The 19,655-nt window shown below is 63.8% G+C and carries 14 protein-coding genes; 5 read left to right on the top strand and 9 right to left on the bottom strand.

Annotated features, from left to right (window positions below; all coding sequences use genetic code 11):
- Positions 1-49 precede the first annotated feature (49 nt).
- The 5 genes from M9924_02655 to M9924_02635 all read right to left on the bottom strand — a co-directional run bounded on the left by M9924_02655 (position 50) and on the right by M9924_02635 (position 5,693).
- A complete protein-coding gene (locus M9924_02655) occupies positions 50-1,546 on the bottom strand; it encodes an extracellular solute-binding protein (protein MCO5063296.1) in 1,497 nt (498 codons plus the stop codon).
- 67 nt (positions 1,547-1,613) lie between these two features.
- Positions 1,614-2,489 (bottom strand): carbohydrate ABC transporter permease, encoded by an 876-nt coding sequence (locus tag M9924_02650; GenBank protein MCO5063295.1) that lies wholly within the window; start codon positions 2,487-2,489, stop codon positions 1,614-1,616.
- A gap of 1 nt (position 2,490) precedes the next feature.
- Positions 2,491-3,378, bottom strand: a complete 888-nt coding sequence (locus tag M9924_02645; GenBank protein ID MCO5063294.1) for a sugar ABC transporter permease — start codon at positions 3,376-3,378, stop codon at positions 2,491-2,493.
- Positions 3,379-3,519: 141 nt separating this feature from the next.
- Positions 3,520-4,332: an HAD-IIB family hydrolase gene (locus M9924_02640; GenBank protein ID MCO5063293.1), complete on the bottom strand. Its 813-nt coding sequence runs from the start codon at positions 4,330-4,332 to the stop codon at positions 3,520-3,522.
- 5 nt (positions 4,333-4,337) lie between these two features.
- The gene (locus M9924_02635; protein MCO5063292.1) at positions 4,338-5,693 is read right to left on the bottom strand and encodes a sn-glycerol-1-phosphate dehydrogenase; all 1,356 of its coding nucleotides are present in this window, start codon (positions 5,691-5,693) and stop codon (positions 4,338-4,340) included.
- 116 nt (positions 5,694-5,809) lie between these two features.
- Here M9924_02635 and M9924_02630 point away from each other — a divergent pair, with 116 nt between their 5' ends.
- Positions 5,810-6,793, top strand: coding sequence for a sugar-binding transcriptional regulator (locus M9924_02630; protein ID MCO5063291.1), 984 nt, complete (start codon positions 5,810-5,812; stop codon positions 6,791-6,793).
- A 70-nt stretch (positions 6,794-6,863) separates the two neighbouring features.
- Positions 6,864-8,348 (top strand): FGGY-family carbohydrate kinase, encoded by a 1,485-nt coding sequence (locus M9924_02625; GenBank protein MCO5063290.1) that lies wholly within the window; start codon positions 6,864-6,866, stop codon positions 8,346-8,348.
- A gap of 1 nt (position 8,349) precedes the next feature.
- Here the strand turns inward: M9924_02625 and hemN are convergent, their stop codons facing one another.
- The 4 genes from hemN to M9924_02605 form a co-directional block, all read right to left on the bottom strand.
- The gene (hemN, locus tag M9924_02620) at positions 8,350-9,693 is read right to left on the bottom strand and encodes an oxygen-independent coproporphyrinogen III oxidase (protein MCO5063289.1); all 1,344 of its coding nucleotides are present in this window, start codon (positions 9,691-9,693) and stop codon (positions 8,350-8,352) included.
- 65 nt (positions 9,694-9,758) lie between these two features.
- Complete coding sequence (locus M9924_02615) at positions 9,759-10,490, bottom strand: Crp/Fnr family transcriptional regulator (GenBank protein ID MCO5063288.1); 732 nt, start codon at positions 10,488-10,490, stop codon at positions 9,759-9,761.
- A 55-nt stretch (positions 10,491-10,545) separates the two neighbouring features.
- On the bottom strand, positions 10,546-12,531 hold the full coding sequence (locus tag M9924_02610) for a CHASE2 domain-containing protein (protein ID MCO5063287.1): 1,986 nt from the start codon (positions 12,529-12,531) through the stop codon (positions 10,546-10,548).
- Entirely contained in the window at positions 12,531-16,220 is a 3,690-nt protein-coding gene (locus M9924_02605; GenBank protein MCO5063286.1) for a FecR domain-containing protein, read from the bottom strand. The genes M9924_02610 and M9924_02605 overlap by 1 nt, the downstream gene beginning before the upstream one ends.
- Before the next feature lie 145 nt (positions 16,221-16,365).
- On the opposite strand from M9924_02605, the gene M9924_02600 reads away from it, so the two are divergent.
- From M9924_02600 to sbmA, 3 genes are all read left to right on the top strand, one after another.
- Positions 16,366-16,935, top strand: a complete 570-nt coding sequence (locus M9924_02600) for a DUF5706 domain-containing protein (GenBank protein ID MCO5063285.1) — start codon at positions 16,366-16,368, stop codon at positions 16,933-16,935.
- Between the two features lie 194 nt (positions 16,936-17,129).
- Entirely contained in the window at positions 17,130-18,281 is a 1,152-nt protein-coding gene (locus M9924_02595) for a YbfB/YjiJ family MFS transporter (protein MCO5063284.1), read from the top strand.
- Between the two features lie 110 nt (positions 18,282-18,391).
- A complete protein-coding gene (gene sbmA / locus M9924_02590; protein MCO5063283.1) occupies positions 18,392-19,654 on the top strand; it encodes a peptide antibiotic transporter SbmA in 1,263 nt (420 codons plus the stop codon).
- Position 19,655: the final 1 nt, after the last annotated feature.

The raw sequence follows: 19,655 nt of genomic DNA, 5'->3' as shown, positions 1-19,655 counted from the left end.
TATGCGGTCGCGGGGCCATGGTCGAAACCGCGGCCCCGCGTCCTGGGAGTTAGCCCTTCAGAACGTCGTCGACCTGCGTGGCGATGTCGTCCATCGCTTCCTTGGCCGAGGCGTAGCCGCCCGAGAAATACTTGCCGAGCGCGACCGGTATGGTGTCGGAGGAAAGCTGCGCCCATTCCGGCAGGTCGGGCTCCGAGCCCATGTGGTTGGCGATGGTCTCGCGCACGATCGGCAGGTGGCGGGTGGTGCCGGCGCCGACACGGGCATTGGCCTTCACGCGCGGATCGTCATAGACGCTGGTGCGCGTCGGGCCGGTCCCGCCGCCAAGCGCGGTGATCAGCGCCTGCGTGTCGGCAGATGTCGCCCACTGCATGAAGATCCACGCAGCGTCCGGGCTCTTGGAGTATTTCGACACCGCCAGCGTGGAGCCGCCCTGATGGCCGACGCCCGGCGTTTCGCCGAAGGCCGTCTGGTCCTTGGTGCGCAGCGAGGTTGCCGCAGGCGGCACCGCCACTTCGCACAGGCCGGAGATCTTGGTCTGCGTCGGATCGTCGAAATAGGGGAAGAACTCACCCCAGGAAAGCATTGACGCCGCCACGCCCTGCGCGACCGCCTGGCCCTGGCCGTCCCATGTCCAGCCGTCCACGCCCGCGGGCATGCTCTTCTTCAGCTCGGTCCAGTAGGCCATCGCTTCGAGACCCTGCTCGTCATTGCCGACGAACTTCTTGTCGGGATTGAAGATCGAGCCGCCATGGCCCCAGAGCATCGAGGTCCATTCGCATTCCAGCGAATAGTGGCCCGATTTCATCTGGCCCGCGATGCCCGCCATCGCCGGGCCCTTGGCCTCCATGATCGCCTTGGAGTTGCTGGCGAGTTCGGCCATCGTCGTCGGCGCCTTCAGACCCAACTCGTCATAGATGTCCTTGCGATAGATCATGATGAAGATCGGGATGTCGTAGGGCACGCCGACCATGCGTCCGTCATACATCGCGATGCCGTCCACCAGTGCGGGCAGGAAGTCGTCGATGTTGTAGTTCGGCATGGCAAGGGCGGCGTTCTGCAACTGCTCGCGCGGGTCGAAGACGTCCTGGTTGAAGGAGGCCGCCCAGCTCTGATCGATATAGTACAGGTCGTAGGTGCCGAGCGAGGAGGCGACGTCGAGCGTCAGCTTCTGGAGCACCTGCTCCAGCGGCAGGACTTCGATCTCCACCTTGATGCCGCTCGCTTCCTCGAAATACTTTTTCAACTGCGAGTTCAATGCGTTCGACGGCGGCGTTGATTCAGTTGCAAGCTTGAGCGTGGTGCCGGCGAAGGGCTTTGAAACGTCGGCCACCCATTTGAGCGTTTCGGGCGAAGGCTGGAGCGCCTCCTGCGCGCGGGCCGAAGAGACGAAGTTGAACGGGGCGCGCTGGACGCCCATGCCAAGCGCGCCTGCGCCGAGGCCGAGCTTGGCGGCGGTCCGCAAGAAGTCGCGGCGGCCGATCTGGCCCTTGACGAGCTTGTCGGTAAGGGACGCCAGATACAATTTCCTATCGTGGTCTCTCATTACTTCTCCTCCTGTATCCGATGCCGGAAGTGGCGTCGGGATCTCCGTTGACGGCGAGTGCGCCGGGTCATTGCTTCAGCGAGCCCATGGTCAGACCACGCACCAGATGGCGCTGGACGAGCAGGATCACGATGAAGGCAGGTACGATCGCAGCAGCCCCGAGGGCGGCCATGTTGCCCCAGGCGGTGCCGATCGAAGTCACGAAAGTGGACGACACGACCGGCACCGTTTTCAGGCTGGTCTGGGTCAGCGTCAGGACGAAGAGGAACTCCGTCCATGAAAAAATGAAGCACAGCACCGCCGTCGCGGCGATGCCGCCTCTCGCCATCGGCAGCACGATGCGCCGGAAGATAGTCCAGCGCGACGCCCCGTCCAGAAGCGCGCTCTCGTCGATCTCCGCCGGAATGTCGTCGAAGAAGCTCTTCAGCAGAAGCACGGCCAGCGGCAGGTTCATGATGCCGTGCACGATGATGACGCCCGTATAGGTGTCGAGCAGGTTGAACTGCTTGAAGATGAAGAACATCGGGATGGCCACCGCGACCGGCGGCATCATGCGGGTGGACAGCACCCAGTTCACGAACTGGTGCCTGCCGCGGAAGTTCATGCGCGACAGCGCATAGGCCGCAAGCGTGGCCACGACGATTGCCAGCATGGTCGAAAAAGCGGCGACGATAATCGAATCCAGCAGCCGCGGCGCCATGTAGAAATTGCCGCCGCCGGGCGTGACCGCCTCGGGCCTGCCGAAGCCGAGCGAAATGCCGAACACCTGCTCGAAATTGCGCACGGTCGGCTTGAAATCGAACAAGATCGGCGGCCAGTTGAAGATGTCCTTCGCGTCGCGGAAGGCGACGGAGGTCCAGAAATAGATCGGGAAGAAAAACAGCCCGACCACCAGCCATCCGGCAATGGTCCGCATGGTTCTCGCAAAGGTGCTCTGATGCATCTTACCACCTCACCTTTGCGACGCGCAGGAACAGGTTGGCCAGCACCATGATGATGACCAGGCTCGTCAGGCTGAGCGTCGCGCCATAGCCCCATTTCAGGAAGGAGAAGGTCTGCTGCCAGGCGTAGTAGCTGAGCGTGTAGGTCGTGGTGCCCGGCCCGCCGGAGGTCATGGTGAACACGTAGTCGAACACCCGGAACAGGTCGATGCCGCGTATCAGCACCGCCACCGCGATGACGCGCGACATCATCGGCAGCGTCAGGCGGCGGAACATCTGGAACGAGGATGCGCCGTCGATCATCGCCGCTTCGAACGGTTCGGTGGGAAGCGACCGCAGCCCGGCGAGGAAGATCAGCACCATAAACGGCGTCCACTGCCAGATTTCAGCCAGCAGAACGCCCGCAAGCGCGGTGGAGGACGTTGCGAGGATCGGCGTCGATTTGTCCAGAATGCCCAGCGAATTCAATACGTAGGTGACGACGCCGAACTGCGGGTCCTGCAATAGCAGGAACATCATGCCGGCGATGGCGGGCGGAATGACGAGCGTCATCGACAGGATCGCGCGCAAGGCCCCGAATCCGGGCAATTCCGCATCGAGCAGCAGCGCGATCGCCATGCCGAGCGCGATCTCGATGACCAGCGCTACGAAAAAATAGACAAAGGTGACGCTGAGCGCGCCCCAGAAGCGGGCGTCGTTCCAAAGCTGCACCCAGTTGGCGACGCCGACGAATTTGAGAGCCCGCGTGCGTGGCGCGAACTCGTGAAAGCTCAGCCAGACATTGTAGACCAGCGGATAGATGGTGAAGACGACCAGCAGGGCAACCAGCGGAAGCAGCCACGGCCATGGCGAATCCGAGATCGCGATGCGCTTGACCTGTGCAACGGACATTCGCTCCACCTCCTCCCATGATCGGTTCCGGCGGCGGGCCGTCCCGATCCATTCCTTTGGCGACCCTTGAGCCGCGCTCCTCGCTCCCTTGCGCGCCGTTTGGACCGGCGTGCCCCGAATTTCATCGGCCCGCTCAGCGTCTCATGCGGCGTCCTTCCGGCGTCGTGCATTCAGGATGCGGTCGGCGATTTCGACGAAGCCTTCGCCGCCCTCCTGTTTCGTGACATAGGCGGGTTCGGCGTCGATCCGGCCCCTGAACTGAAGAACATTCGCCACGCCGCAGGCGTTCGGGAAAAAGCCGAACATCGGGGCGTCGTTCGGGCTGTCGCCCGCAAAGACCACGCGGTCACGGTGCGCGTCGATGTCGAGGCCCAGCACCTCGGCGGCAAAGCGGCGCGTCATGGTCAGCTTGTCGTAGCTGCCATACCAGCCGTTCACATGAATGGATGAAATCTTGGCGACCGCGCCTTCCTCCTCGAAGATGCGCTTGATGCGATCGACCTCGGTGGCGGGCAGCGGCGCGACATCCTCGCGAAAATCGATGGCAAGGTCCGCCTCGCGGTAAAGCTGGTCCGCGGAAACCGCCGCGCCCGGAACCTCCGCCAATATGCGCTCGCGCACGAGGGCCAGCTTCTTGCGATCCTGTTCGCGTTGCGCGGCGTCGATGGCAAAGACCCGGCGCATGCGCCGCCCTTCGGCATCATAGGAAAAATAGAACGCGCCGTTTTCGCCGACCACGCCCGCGACCGGCCACATGCGGGCGATCATGTCGCACCAGCCCGCCGGACGGCCCGTGATGGGCGCGACAGCGATGCCCGCGCCGGTCAGCCGTTCGAGCGCATCGTATGCACAGGCGGGCAGGCGGCCTTCGGTGGTCAGCGTGTCGTCTATGTCCGCGAAAACCGCCGTAATGTTGCGGGCGACTTCAAGCGGCATGTCGGTTATGGGGCGCATCCCGTTCAATGCTCCCCGGCTGCGAATTCGTCCAGCCATCCCGCGTCGGCGGCGATGTCGAGGAAGGAATAGCGGTTGCGCATCTCGCGGCAGTGGACGACCGCCTCGCGATAGAAATCGACGGGCAGTCCCAGGTCGGCAGCGGTCATCGGTCCGCCCGCGTCCCGCAGCAGGCGCTCCATCTCGGCGACGGGAATGGCGAAGGCTTCCAGTTCTCCGCGAAGGCTCGGCCACAGGTCCGCGAGCTTCGCGTTGATGCCGTCTGCGCCGCGCTCGTCGAATATCTTGGGCTGGATTTCGGCATGGCACTGGGCAGCGATCTCCGCCCCCATGCGCCGCGCCATCGCGTCGGGGTCGATGCGCGTCGGCCTGATGACGGGCGGCTTTTCGCTGTCGAGGAAACGCCGCTGGAGGCGCGCCATCGTCAATGTCGCAACGCCCACCTGCTGGCCGTGCAGTGTGCCGGGATGCAGGGGACCGGCAAAGCAATCGATATAGTGCGAAATCTGGTGCTCGCCCATCGAGCCGTGGTTCGACATGCCGGTGAAGGAAACGCCGAGGCCGCACAGCGTGAGCACACGGTACAGATAGCCGTTGGCGGCAATGTCTCCCGTCGCGATGCCCGCCGCGCGCGCGTTCAGCTCGACTTCGTCCTTTTCCTGGATGATGTATGGCACCGTCGAATAGAGGCTGCCGAGCAGCCGGTGCGACATCCACCAGTCGATCTGTGCGACCGAGCGCACGAGACAATCCGCGAAGCCCGACGCGGAGAGATAATGCGGCGCATCCGCCGAAACCTTGAGGTCGACGAAGAAGCCGGACGGCGCATGGGAGGGCAGGGAGACCTTGAGCCCATTGTCCAGCGTCATCGAGGCGGTGGTCGAGGTGTAGCCGTTCATCGAGCCGGCGGTGCCGAACACCGCGTAGCGGCGGCCCGTGCGGCCCGTCACGAATTTTGTGAGGTCGTTGATGGTGCCGGAACCGACAGCGACCGCGCCGTCGAACCGCGCGAGCTTGTCTTCGAGGAGCGCCGCCGTGGCGAGGTTCGCATGCGGATGGTCGAGAATCACGGCCTCGATGGAACAGATCTTGCCGATTGCTCTGGCAACCCGCGAGCCCATGGCGTCCCATGTCGTGTGGTCGGCGACGAGCGCGAGGCGCTTTCCGAGATTGAGGCTTGCGATGAGATCGGCCTCCGCGCCATCGAGGCTCTCCTCGATGACGATGCGCTCATAGGGAACGGTCGCGGCCTGACCCGTTTCGGGGTTTGTCCAATGTCCGTCAACGATGTCGTCGATCAATTCGGTCCAGCCGCCCGCAGGCACGCCGTCCGCTACATGTCGTTTCCTCGCCGATCCCACTTTTCTGTCCGTCTTTTGCAGCGGTTTGAGACAAGTGACAACATCAGATGTCAATTGTCAATACACATGACAGGGCGCGTTGACAAATGCATGGGCTGTGGGCAGATATTGCCGCCATGAAAGAAAAAGCACGCTCGAAGAATGGGGGAGGGCCGGGCGCCAGCATTCCAACGGAGTTCGACGATGCGGTGATGTGGGCGGCGTGGCTCTATTACGCCGACCAGCTTACGCAGAGCGAGATCGCCAAGACGATGCATGTCTCACGGGCGACCATCGTGAACTACCTTCAGGAGGCGCGCGAGCGCGGCATCGTTTCCGTCAACATCAGCCCGAAGGCAGGTGGCCGTACGCGTGTCGCCCGCGCATTGCTGGAAAAGTACGGGCTGGAAGGCGCGTTTGTCATTCCGTCGAGCGACGAGGCGGGCCTGTCCCGGCGACTGGGCGACGCGGGCGCGCGGGTGCTGGCCGACCAGATCGAGGACGGCGACATCATCGGCGTCGCGTGGGGGCGCACCGTTCTGGCGGCGGCGGACCGTATTTCGCTGCCGCGCCCGGTGAAGAATGTCACGGTCGTGCAGGTCTGCGGAAGTTCGACCGGCGAGCCCGATTTTTCCGCCGAGCTTTGCACCTCGCTGCTGTCGAACCGGATCAATGCGCGCTGCGTCAACCTGCTCGCGCCCGCCGTGCTTTCGACCCCCGAACTCAAGGAGATGCTGCTTGGGGAGCCGGTCCTGAAAAAACAGATGCACCTTGTGCATTCGGCGAACCGCATCCTGTTCGGCGTCGGCGACATCGGGCCGAAGAGCACCGTGCGCGCCTCGGGGATCGCCAGCAAGGCCGAGATCGACGACTATGTGGAGCGCGGCTCCATCGCGGTCATTCTCGGGCGCTTCATCGACAAGGACGGCAAGTCGGTCGGGGGTCCGCATGACGACCGCATGGTCGGCATCACGCTTGAGGAACTGAAGCAGGTGCCGAGCCGCATCTGCCTGGCGGGCGGACCGACGAAGATCGCGGCGATTGGCGCGACGCTGGCCGCCGGTTACGCGACACATTTCGTCACTGACATTGCAACGGGAGAGGCCCTGCTCGCGGGGTAGGTCGATTGTCGTGACGGCGTTGCGGGCCATCCGCAACGCGTCAAAACTGCGCATGCGTCGGGAGGAGTGCATGACTGAAGAGCGCTATGTGGTCGGCATCGATTCGTCGACGCAATCGGTCAAGGCCATCGCCTGGACGGCGGACGGCACGCCGCGCGCCGAGGGCCGCGCCCCGCACCAGATCAGCATTCCGAAGCCGGATCACGCGGAGCAGAATGCCGACGACTGGTGGACCGCCGCCGCCTCGGCGCTCCGCACCTTGACCTCGCAGATCGATGCGGCGCGCATCGACGGCGTCGCCATCTCCAACCAGCGCGAAACAATGGTGCTGCTGGACGAGGCGCATCGCCCACTCGCGCCCGCGACGCTGTGGCTCGACAGCCGGGCGCGCGCGATGACGGAGCCGCTGGCGACGGAGATCGGCGCGGAACGCCTGCACGCGATCACAGGCAAGCCGGTCAGCATCATTCCGTGCGTCTATCGCCTGCGCTATTTCCGAGAGCACCAGCCGGAATTGCTCGACCGCGCAGCGCACATCATGAGCGTGCACGATTTTCTCACACTCAAGCTGACCGGTGAGGCGGGGGCGAGTTGGACCAGCGCCGACCCGTTCGGGATTTTCGACATCGATCGAAAGGAATGGTCGAAGGAAATATTGGACAGCCTCGGCATTCCGCTGTCGAAGCTGCCGAAGCTTCATCGACCCGGCGAAGAGGTCGGCCGGATTGGCCGCGAGACGGCGGGCATGACCGGCCTTGTGGCGGGGACGGCGGTCTATGCGGCGGGCGGCGACGGCCATTGCGCCGCGCTTGGCGTCGGCGCAATCGAGCCGGGCGCGGTCTACCTGAATCTCGGCACGGCGGTCGTTGGCGGCTCGTGGTCGCCCACCGCTGCGCTCAGCCGCTACTGGCGCACGCTCGTGTCGCCGACCGGCGAAGGCTACCTGCTGGAAACGTGCCAGCGCGGCGGGGCCTTTTTCGTGAACTGGCTGCTGGACACATTTGCGGGCGGGCGAAGCGACCCGGAAATATTCGGGCGGCTCGAAGCGGAGGCTGCGCGGCTTCCGATCGGCTCCGACGGTGTCATGGTCTGCTCCTATCTTCTGGGCTGCATGGACCCGCACTGGAACGAGGAGGCGCGCGCGACCTTCACAGGAATGAGCCCGGAAACAGGGATGGGACATCTCTACCGGGCGTCGCTCGAAGCGATCACGCTTGAATTTGCGCGCGCCATCGAACAGATGCGCCTTTCCGGCGTGGAGATTGACCGCATCATCGCCATTGGCGGAGGAGCCGGCAGCCCGCTCTGGGTGCGCATGATCGCCGATTCGACCGGCCTGCCGGTGATCCGCAGTCATTCCAACGAGGCTTCGGCGCTGGGCGCGGGCGTCACGGCGGCGGTGGGCGCCGGATGGCACGCCGATTTCAAGTCGGCCCTGCGCGCCATGTCGCGCATCGCCGAACGCATCGAGCCGGACAGCGCAAGCTTTCCGTCATGGCAGGCGCTTTCCACGCGGCAGGCGCAGCTCTATGAACGGTTGAAGGATCTGCGATAGTTCAGACCGCAGCCGAATGGCGTGCGTTGCCCTTGGTGAAGTAGGGATCGAACATCGCGGCAACCAGCCTTGCCTGCATGCGGTCTTCGATGACGAAACGGTCGCCCTCGCGCCGAAGGCCGGATTGCGGGCTGTTCTGGCTGAGCACGGCGGCCTCGGCCAGCACGGCCATGGCCGATGCGCCGAAGCGCTCGGTCAAGGCGCGGCTGTCGAACGCGAAATCGCACATGAGCCGCTCTATCGTCCATCCGCGCACGCGGTCGTCGGTCGAAAGCGCGATGCCGCGCTGCGCCGCCAGTTCGCCCGCAGAAACGATGCGGCCATATTCGGAGGTGGAAACGGTGTTCTGGGCATAACCCTGCCGGTAGCGGCTGACCGATGACGGCCCAAGTCCGATCAGCGTTTCGCAACTGTCGTCGGTGTAGCCCTGGAAATTGCGGCGCAGGCGGCCTTCGCGGGCAGCGCGCGCAAGACTGTCCTGCGGCAGCGCAAAATGGTCGATGCCGATGCGGGTATAGCCGTCGGCGGCGATGCGCGCGGCGGCGACCAGCGACTGCTCCAGCCGCTGCGGTCCGTTCGGCAGCACCGTTTCGTCGATCATGGTCTGGTGCTTCTTGAACCAGGGCACGTGCGCATAGCCGAACAACGCAATCCGGTCGGGCCGCAGCGAAAGCGCCTGGTCGAGCGTTGCAGCGAGCGTGTCGAGCGTCTGGTGGGGAAGGCCGTAGAGCAGGTCGAGATTGATCGAGGCGATGCCGTGCGCGCGCAGGCCGTGGACGACGCTCGCGGTCAGTGCGAAGCTCTGCTCGCGGTTGATCGCCTGCTGCACCCGTGCGTCGAAATCCTGAACGCCGAGGCTGGCGCGCGTCAGGCTGATGGCCGCCAATGTTTCGAGACGCGCGGCGTCCATGTCGTTCGGCTCGATCTCGACGCTGAATTCCGCGTCGGGGGCTACACAAAAATGCGCTTCGAGTTCGGCACGCAATGCCTGCATGTCCTCAGGCTTCAGCATGGTCGGCGACCCGCCGCCCCAGTGAATGGCGCGCACGACCGCGCGGCCCGCGATCCTGCCGCCGATCGTGCGGATTTCGGCCTTCAGCGCTTCGAGATAGGTCGCGACTGGCTCATAGCGCAACGTCTGCTTGGTGTGACATGCGCAGAACCAGCAGAGGCGGTCGCAATAGGGAATGTGGAGATAGAGCGAAAGCGCCTCGCCATCCGAAATCGCGTCGAGCCATTCTCCGACCTGCGTCGCGTTCACACCGGAATGGAAGTGCGGCGCGGTGGGGTAGCTGGTGTAGCGCGGAACATTGGTTTCGAGCGCGCGATGTGACGAGGCCATCATGGCATCCAACTCCGGTGCGGATGCCACTCATTGGCATGGATCGCCGCCATGCTCGTTGATTCAGGTCAATCCCCCGCGCGAACGGCGAGCCTTCCGAGATCATCCACGATGACGTGGCGATTGTTCTCGATGCGGATGATGTCTTCGGTTCTGAGACGCGTCATCTGGCGCGAGACGGTCTCGATGGTGAGCCCGAGGAAATCGGCAATGTCGGCGCGCGACAGGGGCAGGTCAAAGGCGACGTTGCGCGTGCCGGGTCCTCCGGCAGGGTTTATGTTCCTTGCGATCATCAGCAGGAAGGAGGCGACCTTTTCGGATGCGGATTTTCTCCCGAGCGTCAGCATCCATTCGCGCGCCTGGTCGAGTTCCTTCAGCGTCTGCTGGAGCAGCCTGTGTTCGAGGTCCGGCTGGTCCGCCATCATCCGCTCGATCGCGCGGCGCGGAAAGGAGCAGAGTTCGACGCCGGTCGCCGCCTCGGCGGTCAGGTCGCTCTCCGCGCGAAACGGCCTGCCGATGAAATCCGGCGCGAATTGCAGCCCGACGATCTGCTGACGTCCGTCGGACAGGGTCTTGGTGAGCTTTACGACGCCGGACAGCAGGTTGGAGTAGCGCTCGACATCCTGCGCGTCGCCGACCAGCACCTCGCCTTCCGTGGCGCGGTGCTTGGACGATGTCCTGGCGAGCGCGACGAGCTGCTCAGGCTCCAGCGCGCCGCAAACGCCCCTATGGCGCGCCTCGCATGACACGCACAGCACGGGTATGCCCGCCGAATGAACATCTTTTCGCACGCCTGACATGCAGGCGGACTAGCATTGTGCACGGACATGCACCACTGCGCATTTTGTCTCTCGCTCAGGCGGGCGCTTCGAGAAGCCTCCTGCGCTGGCGCAGATAATAGGCGCGCAACTCAGGAAGGGCTTCTTCAAGACCGTGCAGGTGGGCAATCGCCTTTTGCGTGCGGCCACCATAGTAGTCGTCAAGAAATGCGCGATGCGCGGCAATGACCGAGTCGTCGGGCTGCGCGGAGAGCACCGTCGATATGGTGGCCGTTTCGGACTTTCCCTTGACGGAGACGCGGTCGAGTTCGATGACCGGCAACTGTGCGGCGGCAAGACGGGCCGTTTCGGCCCCGAGCAGGATCGAAACGCCATAGCTCTTGGTCTGGCCTTCGAGCCGCGATGCGAGGTTGACCGCGTCGCCCAGCGCCGAATAGTCGAAGCGCTTTTCCGACCCCATATTGCCCACCACGCAATCGCCGGTGTTGATGCCGACCCCGATCTTCAGCGCGATGACCTGTTCGCCGAGCACGGCGGCTTCGCTTGCAAGCTCGGAATTCAGCCTGTCGAGCGCGGCAAGCATGCCGAGCGCGGCCTGCACGGCATGGGGCGCATGGTCCGGGTCGTCGAGCGGTGCGTTCCAGAAGGCCATGATGCAGTCGCCGATATATTTGTCGATGGTGCCGCCCGCCTCGATCACGGCGTCGGAGAGCGGGTTGAGCAGGCGGTTCACAAGCGCGGTCAGCCGCTCCGGGCTGTCCTTCATCTGCTCCGAAATGGTGGTGAAGCCGCGCACGTCGCAGAAGAGAATGCTGAGCGTGCGCCGCTCGCCGCCGAGCTTGAGCTTGTCGGGGTCGAGCGTGAGCTGGCGCACCAGTTCCGGCGACAGATATTGCGAGAAGGCCCGCGTGATTTCACGGCGCAGGCGTCGCTCCGCCGCGAAATCGCGCGCCCCTTGCGCAAGCGATACGACCGCGAAGGCAAGGGCAGGGGCGGTCGGCGCGACATAGAGCCTGCCCCAGCGCAAAAGCACGAAGGAAGCGACCGCGATGACGGCAATTCCCGCCAGCGCGACGGCGAACGTTCTCCAGCTCGTGCCGCGCCATGCCATCAGCGCCGCCAGCCCCGCCGCCGCAAGCGACGTGGCGAGCGCGACCCAGACGGGCGCAGGGCGCACGAACAGCCCACCCGAGAGATTGTCGTAGACGGTCGCCTGTATTTCGGCGCCGGGGACCAGCGTGCCGGTGCGCGCGCTCCAGGATGTCGCGTAAGCGTCGGCGCCGCCTGCGTCGGTCTTCGGTGCTGCCTGCATGGACAGGCCGACAATGACCGGACGATCGCGGAATGTGTCGGGAGGAAGAAAGGCGCCGGGATCGAGCGCCTGATAGTAGGAGACGGTCGGATAGGTCCGGGCCGGGCCGAAGCTCTGCATCAGCGCCCCGCGCTCAGGCGTAACCGCTTCCGTGCCGAGCATTGTCTTTGCGAAGCCGTCCACATAGGCGGGCATGCGCCGCGCCGCCCCGTCGCGGTCGAGCGCGATGGAAGCGACGCCGGATCGTGTGCCGGAAGCCATCAGTTCCGGCAGGGGTTCCGTGCGCAGCAACTGGCTGGCCTGCGGCGTCTCGATCAGCGAGATGTCGGCGGCCAGCACCACGTCCGGCCCCATGACGGCGGCGAGCGCCGTATCGGCTTGCGGCGTCGAGGGCTCCGCGAAGATGATGTCGAGACCGATCGATTTCGCTCCGGCCGCGCGCAGCGCCGCGACCAGACGGGCATGAAGGTCACGCGGCCACGGCCATTGCCTGCCGATTTCGGCGAGCGAAGGTTCATCGATCGCCACGATCACCGGGCCGTCCGATGGCCGCTCAGGCGGCAATGTCGTGGACAGGTAGTCGAAGACGCGCGCGTCGAAAAGCTGCCACGGCCTTGTCTGGGCCAGCGCCGAAACCAGAAGCCCGATGAGCAGGGCGGTCGCCACGAGGCCCTTCCTTCGATCCGGCGCTGCGACGCGCCTTTCGGCGTTGCGCCGGGCAGACTGGCGTGTCCACCACGGCGCGTCCATCAGAAGCGGACCTTGAGCGATCCCGTGAAGGTCTGGCCCCAGCCGGGGGTGTTGGGGGCGACCAGAAACTCCTCGTCGAAGAGATTGTAGGCGGCGAGCTGCAATTCGAAGCGCTTGTCGAACGGCTCCCATGTCAGGAAAGCGTCTGCGGTCCAGTATGCGTCGAGCGGACTGCCGGGAGCGCTGCTTTCTCGGTCTCCGACATAGCTTGCCGCGAGCGTGACCTTGATATTGGCGGGATTGACCCAGGTAATGCCTACTCGCGCGGTCGTGTCGGGAACATAGGCGAGCGCGTCGCCATAGCCGGGGCTTGCGGGGTCCTCATCCTTCGAATCGACATAGGCGGCGTTGGCGAACAGGCCGAAGCCATGGCCGAGCCAAAGGTTGGCGGTGCCGCTGACGCGGTCGATGCTTCCTTCCGCGACCGACACCGTTTCAATCGATCCCGGTATCGGAATCGACAGATTGTGCAGCGATTGATGCTGGTAGTCGACAGAAGTGAAGAAACGGCGCGTCCACTCCGCGTCCCAACGGGCCGCGAACGTGTCGGAGTAGCCCCCGACGTCGAGCGGCGCCTGATTCGATTGCAGGCCCACAATGCCGATGGGCGACAATGTCGTGGTGTTTGCCGCCTCGGTTTCCCGGAAATAGCCGCCGCGCAGCGAATGGCCGGGCATGAAGTCCCATGCCAGCCCGATGCGGGGATCGAGCCGCTGTTCGGTGACAGCGCCGTCGAAGAAGGTGGCGAACAGTCCCGCCTCGGCCTTGAGGTCGGTGGTGATCTGCGTCGATGCATCGAGATAGACGCGCCCGAACGTGACATCGGTTTCGGCGCTTGCCCTGCTCGTGACGCTTCCGCCCACCAGCGGAAAGCCGAATGTCGAGGTCAGCGACTGGTCCAGATTGACCTGCCCGCCCTCCACGCCGTAGCGCCAGACGACGTCGCCGATTTCGACCGTGTGGTTGAGGGCGCCCAGATAAGTCGTCTCATCGCTTTCCGCGATATCGTGCTGGGTGGTGATCGGGATCCCCGGCAGGAAGGGCAGGATGAAGCTTTCCGCAAGCGAATCGCTGGTCTGCTTGAACCCGCTCACGAAAGCGGCGGCGTTGAGGACATTGTGGTAGCCGAATGTGTGGCTCCAGCCGACCGCGCCTGTGGTCGAGCGGGTCCTGACATCGCGATTGTAGTCGAGTGCGTTGTAGAACAGCGTCGGTATATCGATGTCGACATGCGAATCGACGAACTTTTCGGTCACGTCCTGAATGTCGATGTAGGTCACGATCCGGTCGTTCGGCGTTGGCCGCGCCGTGATGTAACCCGTTCCCGAAAACGGTTCGAAATCCAGCGTGAAATCCGTGTAGGGTATGGCGGTGCCGGGCGCGAGATATTGCCGGTATTCCTGCGAGGGCTGCCACTTCACATTGCCGTAGAAGCTCCAGGGGATCGGCCCCGCCTGAAACGACTGCAATTCAGCCTCGCCGGTCGGCTTCCAGTCCGTGCCGGACTTGACGAAGCCACCGCCTATCGCGCCCTCCACGAAGGGACGGCGGATGAGGTTGGCGCTGCGCGAGCGGCCCGAGATCATCTCCGGCGAAAACATCAGTCCCTGGAATAGCGCCGAAAAGCCGGCGTCGTTGATGGTCGGCACCACCGCATTTCCGCCATAGGTAATATCGCTGGTGAAGGGGTCGGCGCTGCCTGTAACTGCCTGATCGACATAGGCCGCGCCGGAAAACGCATCGAAGGCGCTGTCGGAATAGAAACGTCCCCAAGCGTCCAGCCCTTGCAGGCGGAACGCCTCGTTGAGTGTCGAGCCTGCATCCGTGTTGGCGCTGACGGGCGCATAATCGCCGCCGCGCGCCCGCGAGCGGCGCAACGCATCCTGCGCGCTGGCGATGGCGCGGTCGGAATCGTAGTCGTCGATGGCGATGGCCGTTTCGTAGTCCGCCGTCACCGGATCGTTCGGGTCGAGGCGGTCGGCATTCTCCAGTGCCTGTTCGGCGGGTTCGCGCTGCCCGCTCTCATAATAGCCGGCGGAAAGCAGGAGCAGGCCCTGCGAATAGGCGGGATTGACGGTCGACGCCGCCAGCAGGTCATCGACGCCTTTTTCAAGCTCGCCGGTTTGAAGGTGGTAGCGCCCACGCGCGGTAAGCGCGACCTCGAAGGCCGGATCGAGTTCCAGTGCCTTGTCGATGAGTACTTTCGCTTCCGCCACGCGATCCTGGTCAAGGTAGAGGATGGCGAGGTTCGCGTAGGAAACGGGGTCCATCGGCTCAAGCTCGATTGCCCGTTTGAAGGCGGCTTCGGCCTCCCGCATGCCGCCGCGCGCGCTGTGAATATTCCCCATCGCGTTCCATGCGGAAGAAGAGCCGGGAGCAAGTGCGGCGGCGCGCTCGATGTCCGCCAATGCGCCCTTCAAGTCGCTCTGGATGCCGGACTTGTAGTAGGATCGCGCCTCAAGCGCCGTCGGATCGTCGGGGTCGATGGCAAGCGACCGTGCAATCGCTTCCTCGACCTGGCTGCGGTCGTCGATCAGGATCGCGAGCTGCGCCCGGTAGGCGGGCAGCGACGGATCGTCGGGATATTTCGCCTCTGCTTGCCGGATGATCTCGATTGCCGCCGGTATGTCCTTGAGGAAGCCGGTGGTCCACGCCTTTGCAAGCGCGCCATAGGGGCCGCTGTCCGGCGCGCTCGGCTCCGGCTCGGCGCGGCTGGGTTCGGCGAGGGAACGAGCGAAATAGCCGCCATAGAGCGCAATCGCCCGGCGGCGCGGATCGAGCGCGGGTGCAGCGCGCCGGAACAGTTTCGCGGCGCCCGCGAAATCGTGGTTCGCCCCGGCGGCGAGCGCATCTATCAGGTCGAGACGCGCCTGTTGCGCGCGCGTCAGGCGCTTTCCCCGCACATGGTCCGCCGCCGCCAGCGCCACCGCCTTGCCGTCATAGTTGAGCGAGGCTTCGGCCAGCGTCAGCCAATCCTCCACGCTGCGCGAGGCAGGCGGCTTCGCACCGATGGCCTCGCGCATCCGGCGCATCTCGGGCGATGAAAGCGGAGAGGCCGGCATCCAGCCGAACGAATTGCGCAGCGACAGGTAATAGAGCATCTGCTGCCGGTCGTCGGGATCGACGATCACCACCTTGGACGGCTTCTGCCCGATGGTGGCGACGGCCGCCTCGCCTTCGGCGACATTGACCGAACCTTGCGGATTATAGAATTCGACCAGCCCCTCCAGCACGATGATCGAAGTCTTGTCGCCCTCGACGGTCATTGTCCAGTCGGTGCCGCGAATCGCTGCTGCCGCCGCGGGCGTCTCGACTGTCAGCCCTTGTCCGCCGCGCTCGGCCCGCGCCCAGATGGTGCCTGATTCAAGGCTGAAGCGGGTTTCGGAAGGCGTTCCGATCTGCTTGACCACAAGCGTCGTGTTACGCCCGAGCCTGACCTGCGTGCGGTCGGAAAACAGCACGGCCAGATTGCCCAGCGCATTGGTGCGCAGCACGTCCCCGGGCAGCAGGTCCTGGTCGACATCGACCCCGCGCCAACCGCTGATATCGATGAAGCGGACTTCCTCGCCGACCTTGCGCGCAATGACGGTGCCCGCAGCCGGCTGACTGCGCGGCAGTATGTCTGCGTGGGATGGCCACGCGCAACCGCCCAAGGCTAACGCAAGCAGTACTCGCCTCAGTCCACGCATTATTCAGTCTGTTGTGATCCCCTGAAAATTCACACGTATACAAAGGATTTTGACTGTCAAGTTTTCGTTGCTGCCTGGAGAATGTTGGTGCATTGATCCCCAATATTTCGTTGCAGAAAATCGACAGCGCGAGACAGAAATAGTTATGGAAAAGCTGGAAAATGCCGGGACGGACGCAGAGGGCGACGGGAAGCTTTCCACTCTCGATCAGGAATATTTGAAACATCTAATAAAGGTGAACGATATATTCTACGATCAGATTGGGACGGCGGACCAGAAGGCAGCGTTCATCTTCACCTTCATGATCGCGTTCCTGATAAGTTCGACGGAGGGGAAGCAGGTTTTCAGTCTCGCGCGATATCAGTCCGGCGAGCCCATCGCGATCATCCTGTCGGGCTTCATGGCGGTCGCGGTGCTGGTCTCGGTGATCGCGGCGATCATGGTCGTCCTGCCGAGGCATGTGAAAACCTCGACATCGCTTTACTGGGCAGGCTGGCCCGCCAACCGGACTGGTTTGGCCGACGCGCAGAAGGGCAGGAACGAGGCTTACCTGTTCGACCAGTATCTCGCCAATGCCGATACGCTGGCGATCATTGCCCGGACAAAATACCGATATGTCTGGATCGCGTTCCGGGGCCTGATGGTCAGCATCGTGGGATATGTCCTGCTGCTAATCTGGCAGGTCGGCGCTACGTCATCCCTTGTGGGGCGGTGATCAAAAGAAAATGGCCCGTTCCGTTGGAACGGGCCTTCGCTTGCGGGCTTGGGGCTTGGGGGGCAAGCGTATGCAAGGCATATATCATTATATGTAGACGGTTGCTAGTGCCAATTCTTAATTTTGTGGCTGGCCCAGCGTTTTGGAAATGCGCGCGGTTGCGCTGTTTCTCCAGACCGCATAGGCGATCCTGAATGACGCTGAACCTGACGACACCCATGCGCTATGCGGTTGCCGGAATGGCCGGGATGGCGGTGGCGATGGGCATCGGCCGATTCGTGTTCACGCCGATTCTGCCCTCCATGATGGAGGAACTGGGCCTGTCGACCACCGATGCGGGATGGATCGCATCGGCCAACTACCTTGGTTACCTTGTGGGGGCCTTTGCGGCTGCGGGTGCGTGGGGCGCGGGGCGCGAACGCATGCTCATGCTTGGCGGTCTCGTCTCCACGGTCTTGCTTGCCGCCGCGATGGGGTTGACGGAGAATCTCACGGCCTTTCTGGCGATCCGGTTCCTGGCGGGCGTCGCCAGCGCTTTCGTGATGGTGTTCCTGTCCGCCATTGTGTTCAGCCACTTCGCGGCTGCGGGCCGCAGTCAACTGCAATCCGTGCATTTCGGGGGCGTCGGCATCGGGATCGTGGCATCCTCGCTGGTGATGGGTGCGCTCATCGCCGGGGGCGCGCACTGGCAGGGCGGTTGGTACAGCGCCGCGATCCTGTCTGCCATCGGCCTCGCTGTGGTTGCCTATATCGTCCGCGAGGGTCCCGTCTCGCACAACGGCGGAAGCGTCGAGCCGCGTCTGCCGCGCGATCCGGTGCTGGTCCGGCTCATCCTTTCCTACGGGCTGTTCGGCTTTGGCTACGTCGTCACCGCGACCTTCCTGGTGACAATCGTCAGGCAGGGAGATGGCGGACGACTGTTCGAGTCGGTCGTATGGCTGATCACCGGCCTGTCGATCATCCCTTCCGTGCATCTGTGGGAAAAGCTTGCCCGTCGCAGGGGAGCGGTCGCGGTCTACATTGCGGGCTGTCTGCTGGAAGCCGTCGGAGTCGCGGCAAGCGTTGCCTTCGGAGGCTGGATCGGGCCGTTGATCGGTGGCGCACTGCTCGGCGGGACCTTCGTGGCAATCACCGCTTTCGGCATTCAGGCCGCGCGCATGCGCGCCCCGCAATCGCCGCGCCGCGCCTTTGCGCTGATGACCGCCTCTTTCGGCGTGGGCCAGATACTGGGCCCGCTCGCCGCCGGCGCGCTTGCGCACAGGACCGGCAGCTTCTTCGCGCCTTCGATGCTCGCTGCGCTGGTTCTGCTTGTCGCGGCGGCAATTGTCTGGCCCGCGCGAAGGTGAACAGTGCAATTCCTGACAGAAATGTAATCCGTTCAAAGCAGCCAAAACCATTCCTTTGCCGCAAAATCTGTGACTTTATGCCGTCGATTTTTCCATAAGGAAGCGCCGAATTGTTCGTATCCTTTTTCCCGAAGCCGAAGCTGTTCTTCATTTCCGCAGCCGTCTGGGCCCTTGTGGGCGTCCTGCTCTGGTTCTTCGGAGGGCGCGACCTCGGGGCGGTCCTCGGATTGCCGCCGCATCCGGCGGGACAGCCGCCGATCCTTGGCATTGCCGTTTTCATCTCGCCGCCATTCCTGTGGTTCTATGTTTATTTCCTCGTCTTTCTTGGCGCTTTCTACCTGTTCTGGCGCATCTATTCGCCGCATCCCTGGCAGAACTGGTCGATACTCGGTTCCGCGCTGATCCTGTTTTCGACCTATATTTCGGTTGAAATCTATGTCGCGCTGAACAATTGGCGCGGGCCGTTCTTCGACCTCTTCCAGAAAGCACTCACCCCGCCCCCGTCCGTCACCGCCGGACAGCTCTACGACATGTTCTGGATCTATGCGTGGATCGGCGCCATGTTCGTGACGAACTTCGTGCTGACGCGCTTTTTCGTCAGTCACTATATTTTCCGCTGGCGCACGGCGATGAACGATTTCTACATGTCGCACTGGCCGCGCCTGCGCCACATCGAGGGCGCTTCACAGCGCGTGCAGGAAGATACGATGCGCTTCTCCACCACGATGGAAGGGCTCGGCGTCGCCTTCGCGGATGCGATCCTGACGCTGATAGCCTTCCTTCCCGTTCTGGCGCAGCTTTCGAACCACATCACCGAACTGCCCTTCGTCGGCGCCATTCCCTATTCGCTCGTCGTCGCCGCGCTCGTCTGGGCGGTGTTCGGCACCGGCCTGCTGGCGCTGGTCGGCATCAAGCTTCCCGGCCTGGAGTTCAGGAACCAGCGCGTCGAGGCCGCCTACCGCAAGGAACTGGTTTATGGCGAGGATGATGCGAGCCGCGCGCAGCCGCCGACCATGCGCGAACTGTTCGACAATGTGCGGCGCAACTATTTCCGCCTCTATTTCCACTACGCCTATTTCAACATCTTCCGCTCGGGCTTCGGACAGGCGGACGCGATCTTTTCGAGCCTGATCCTGATCCCCACCATCGCGGCGGGCAAGATCACGCTCGGTATCTGGCAGCAGATCGCAACAGCCTTCAATCAGGTCTCCAGCTCGTTCCAATATCTGGTCAACGCTTGGCCGACGATCGTGGAGCTGCTGTCGATCTACAAGCGCCTGCGCGCGTTCGAAGCCACGCTGGACGGCGGGCCGCTGCCGGACATCGACAGGCGCTACCTCGAACACGAGGCTACCGGCGACGCGCCCGCCTGAG

The organism is Rhizobiaceae bacterium, from assembly GCA_023953835.1.
Classification (GTDB): domain Bacteria; phylum Pseudomonadota; class Alphaproteobacteria; order Rhizobiales; family Rhizobiaceae; genus Mesorhizobium_G.
The sequence above is the reverse complement of the archived record's forward strand: the minus strand, read 5'-3'. Positions and strand labels throughout refer to the sequence as shown.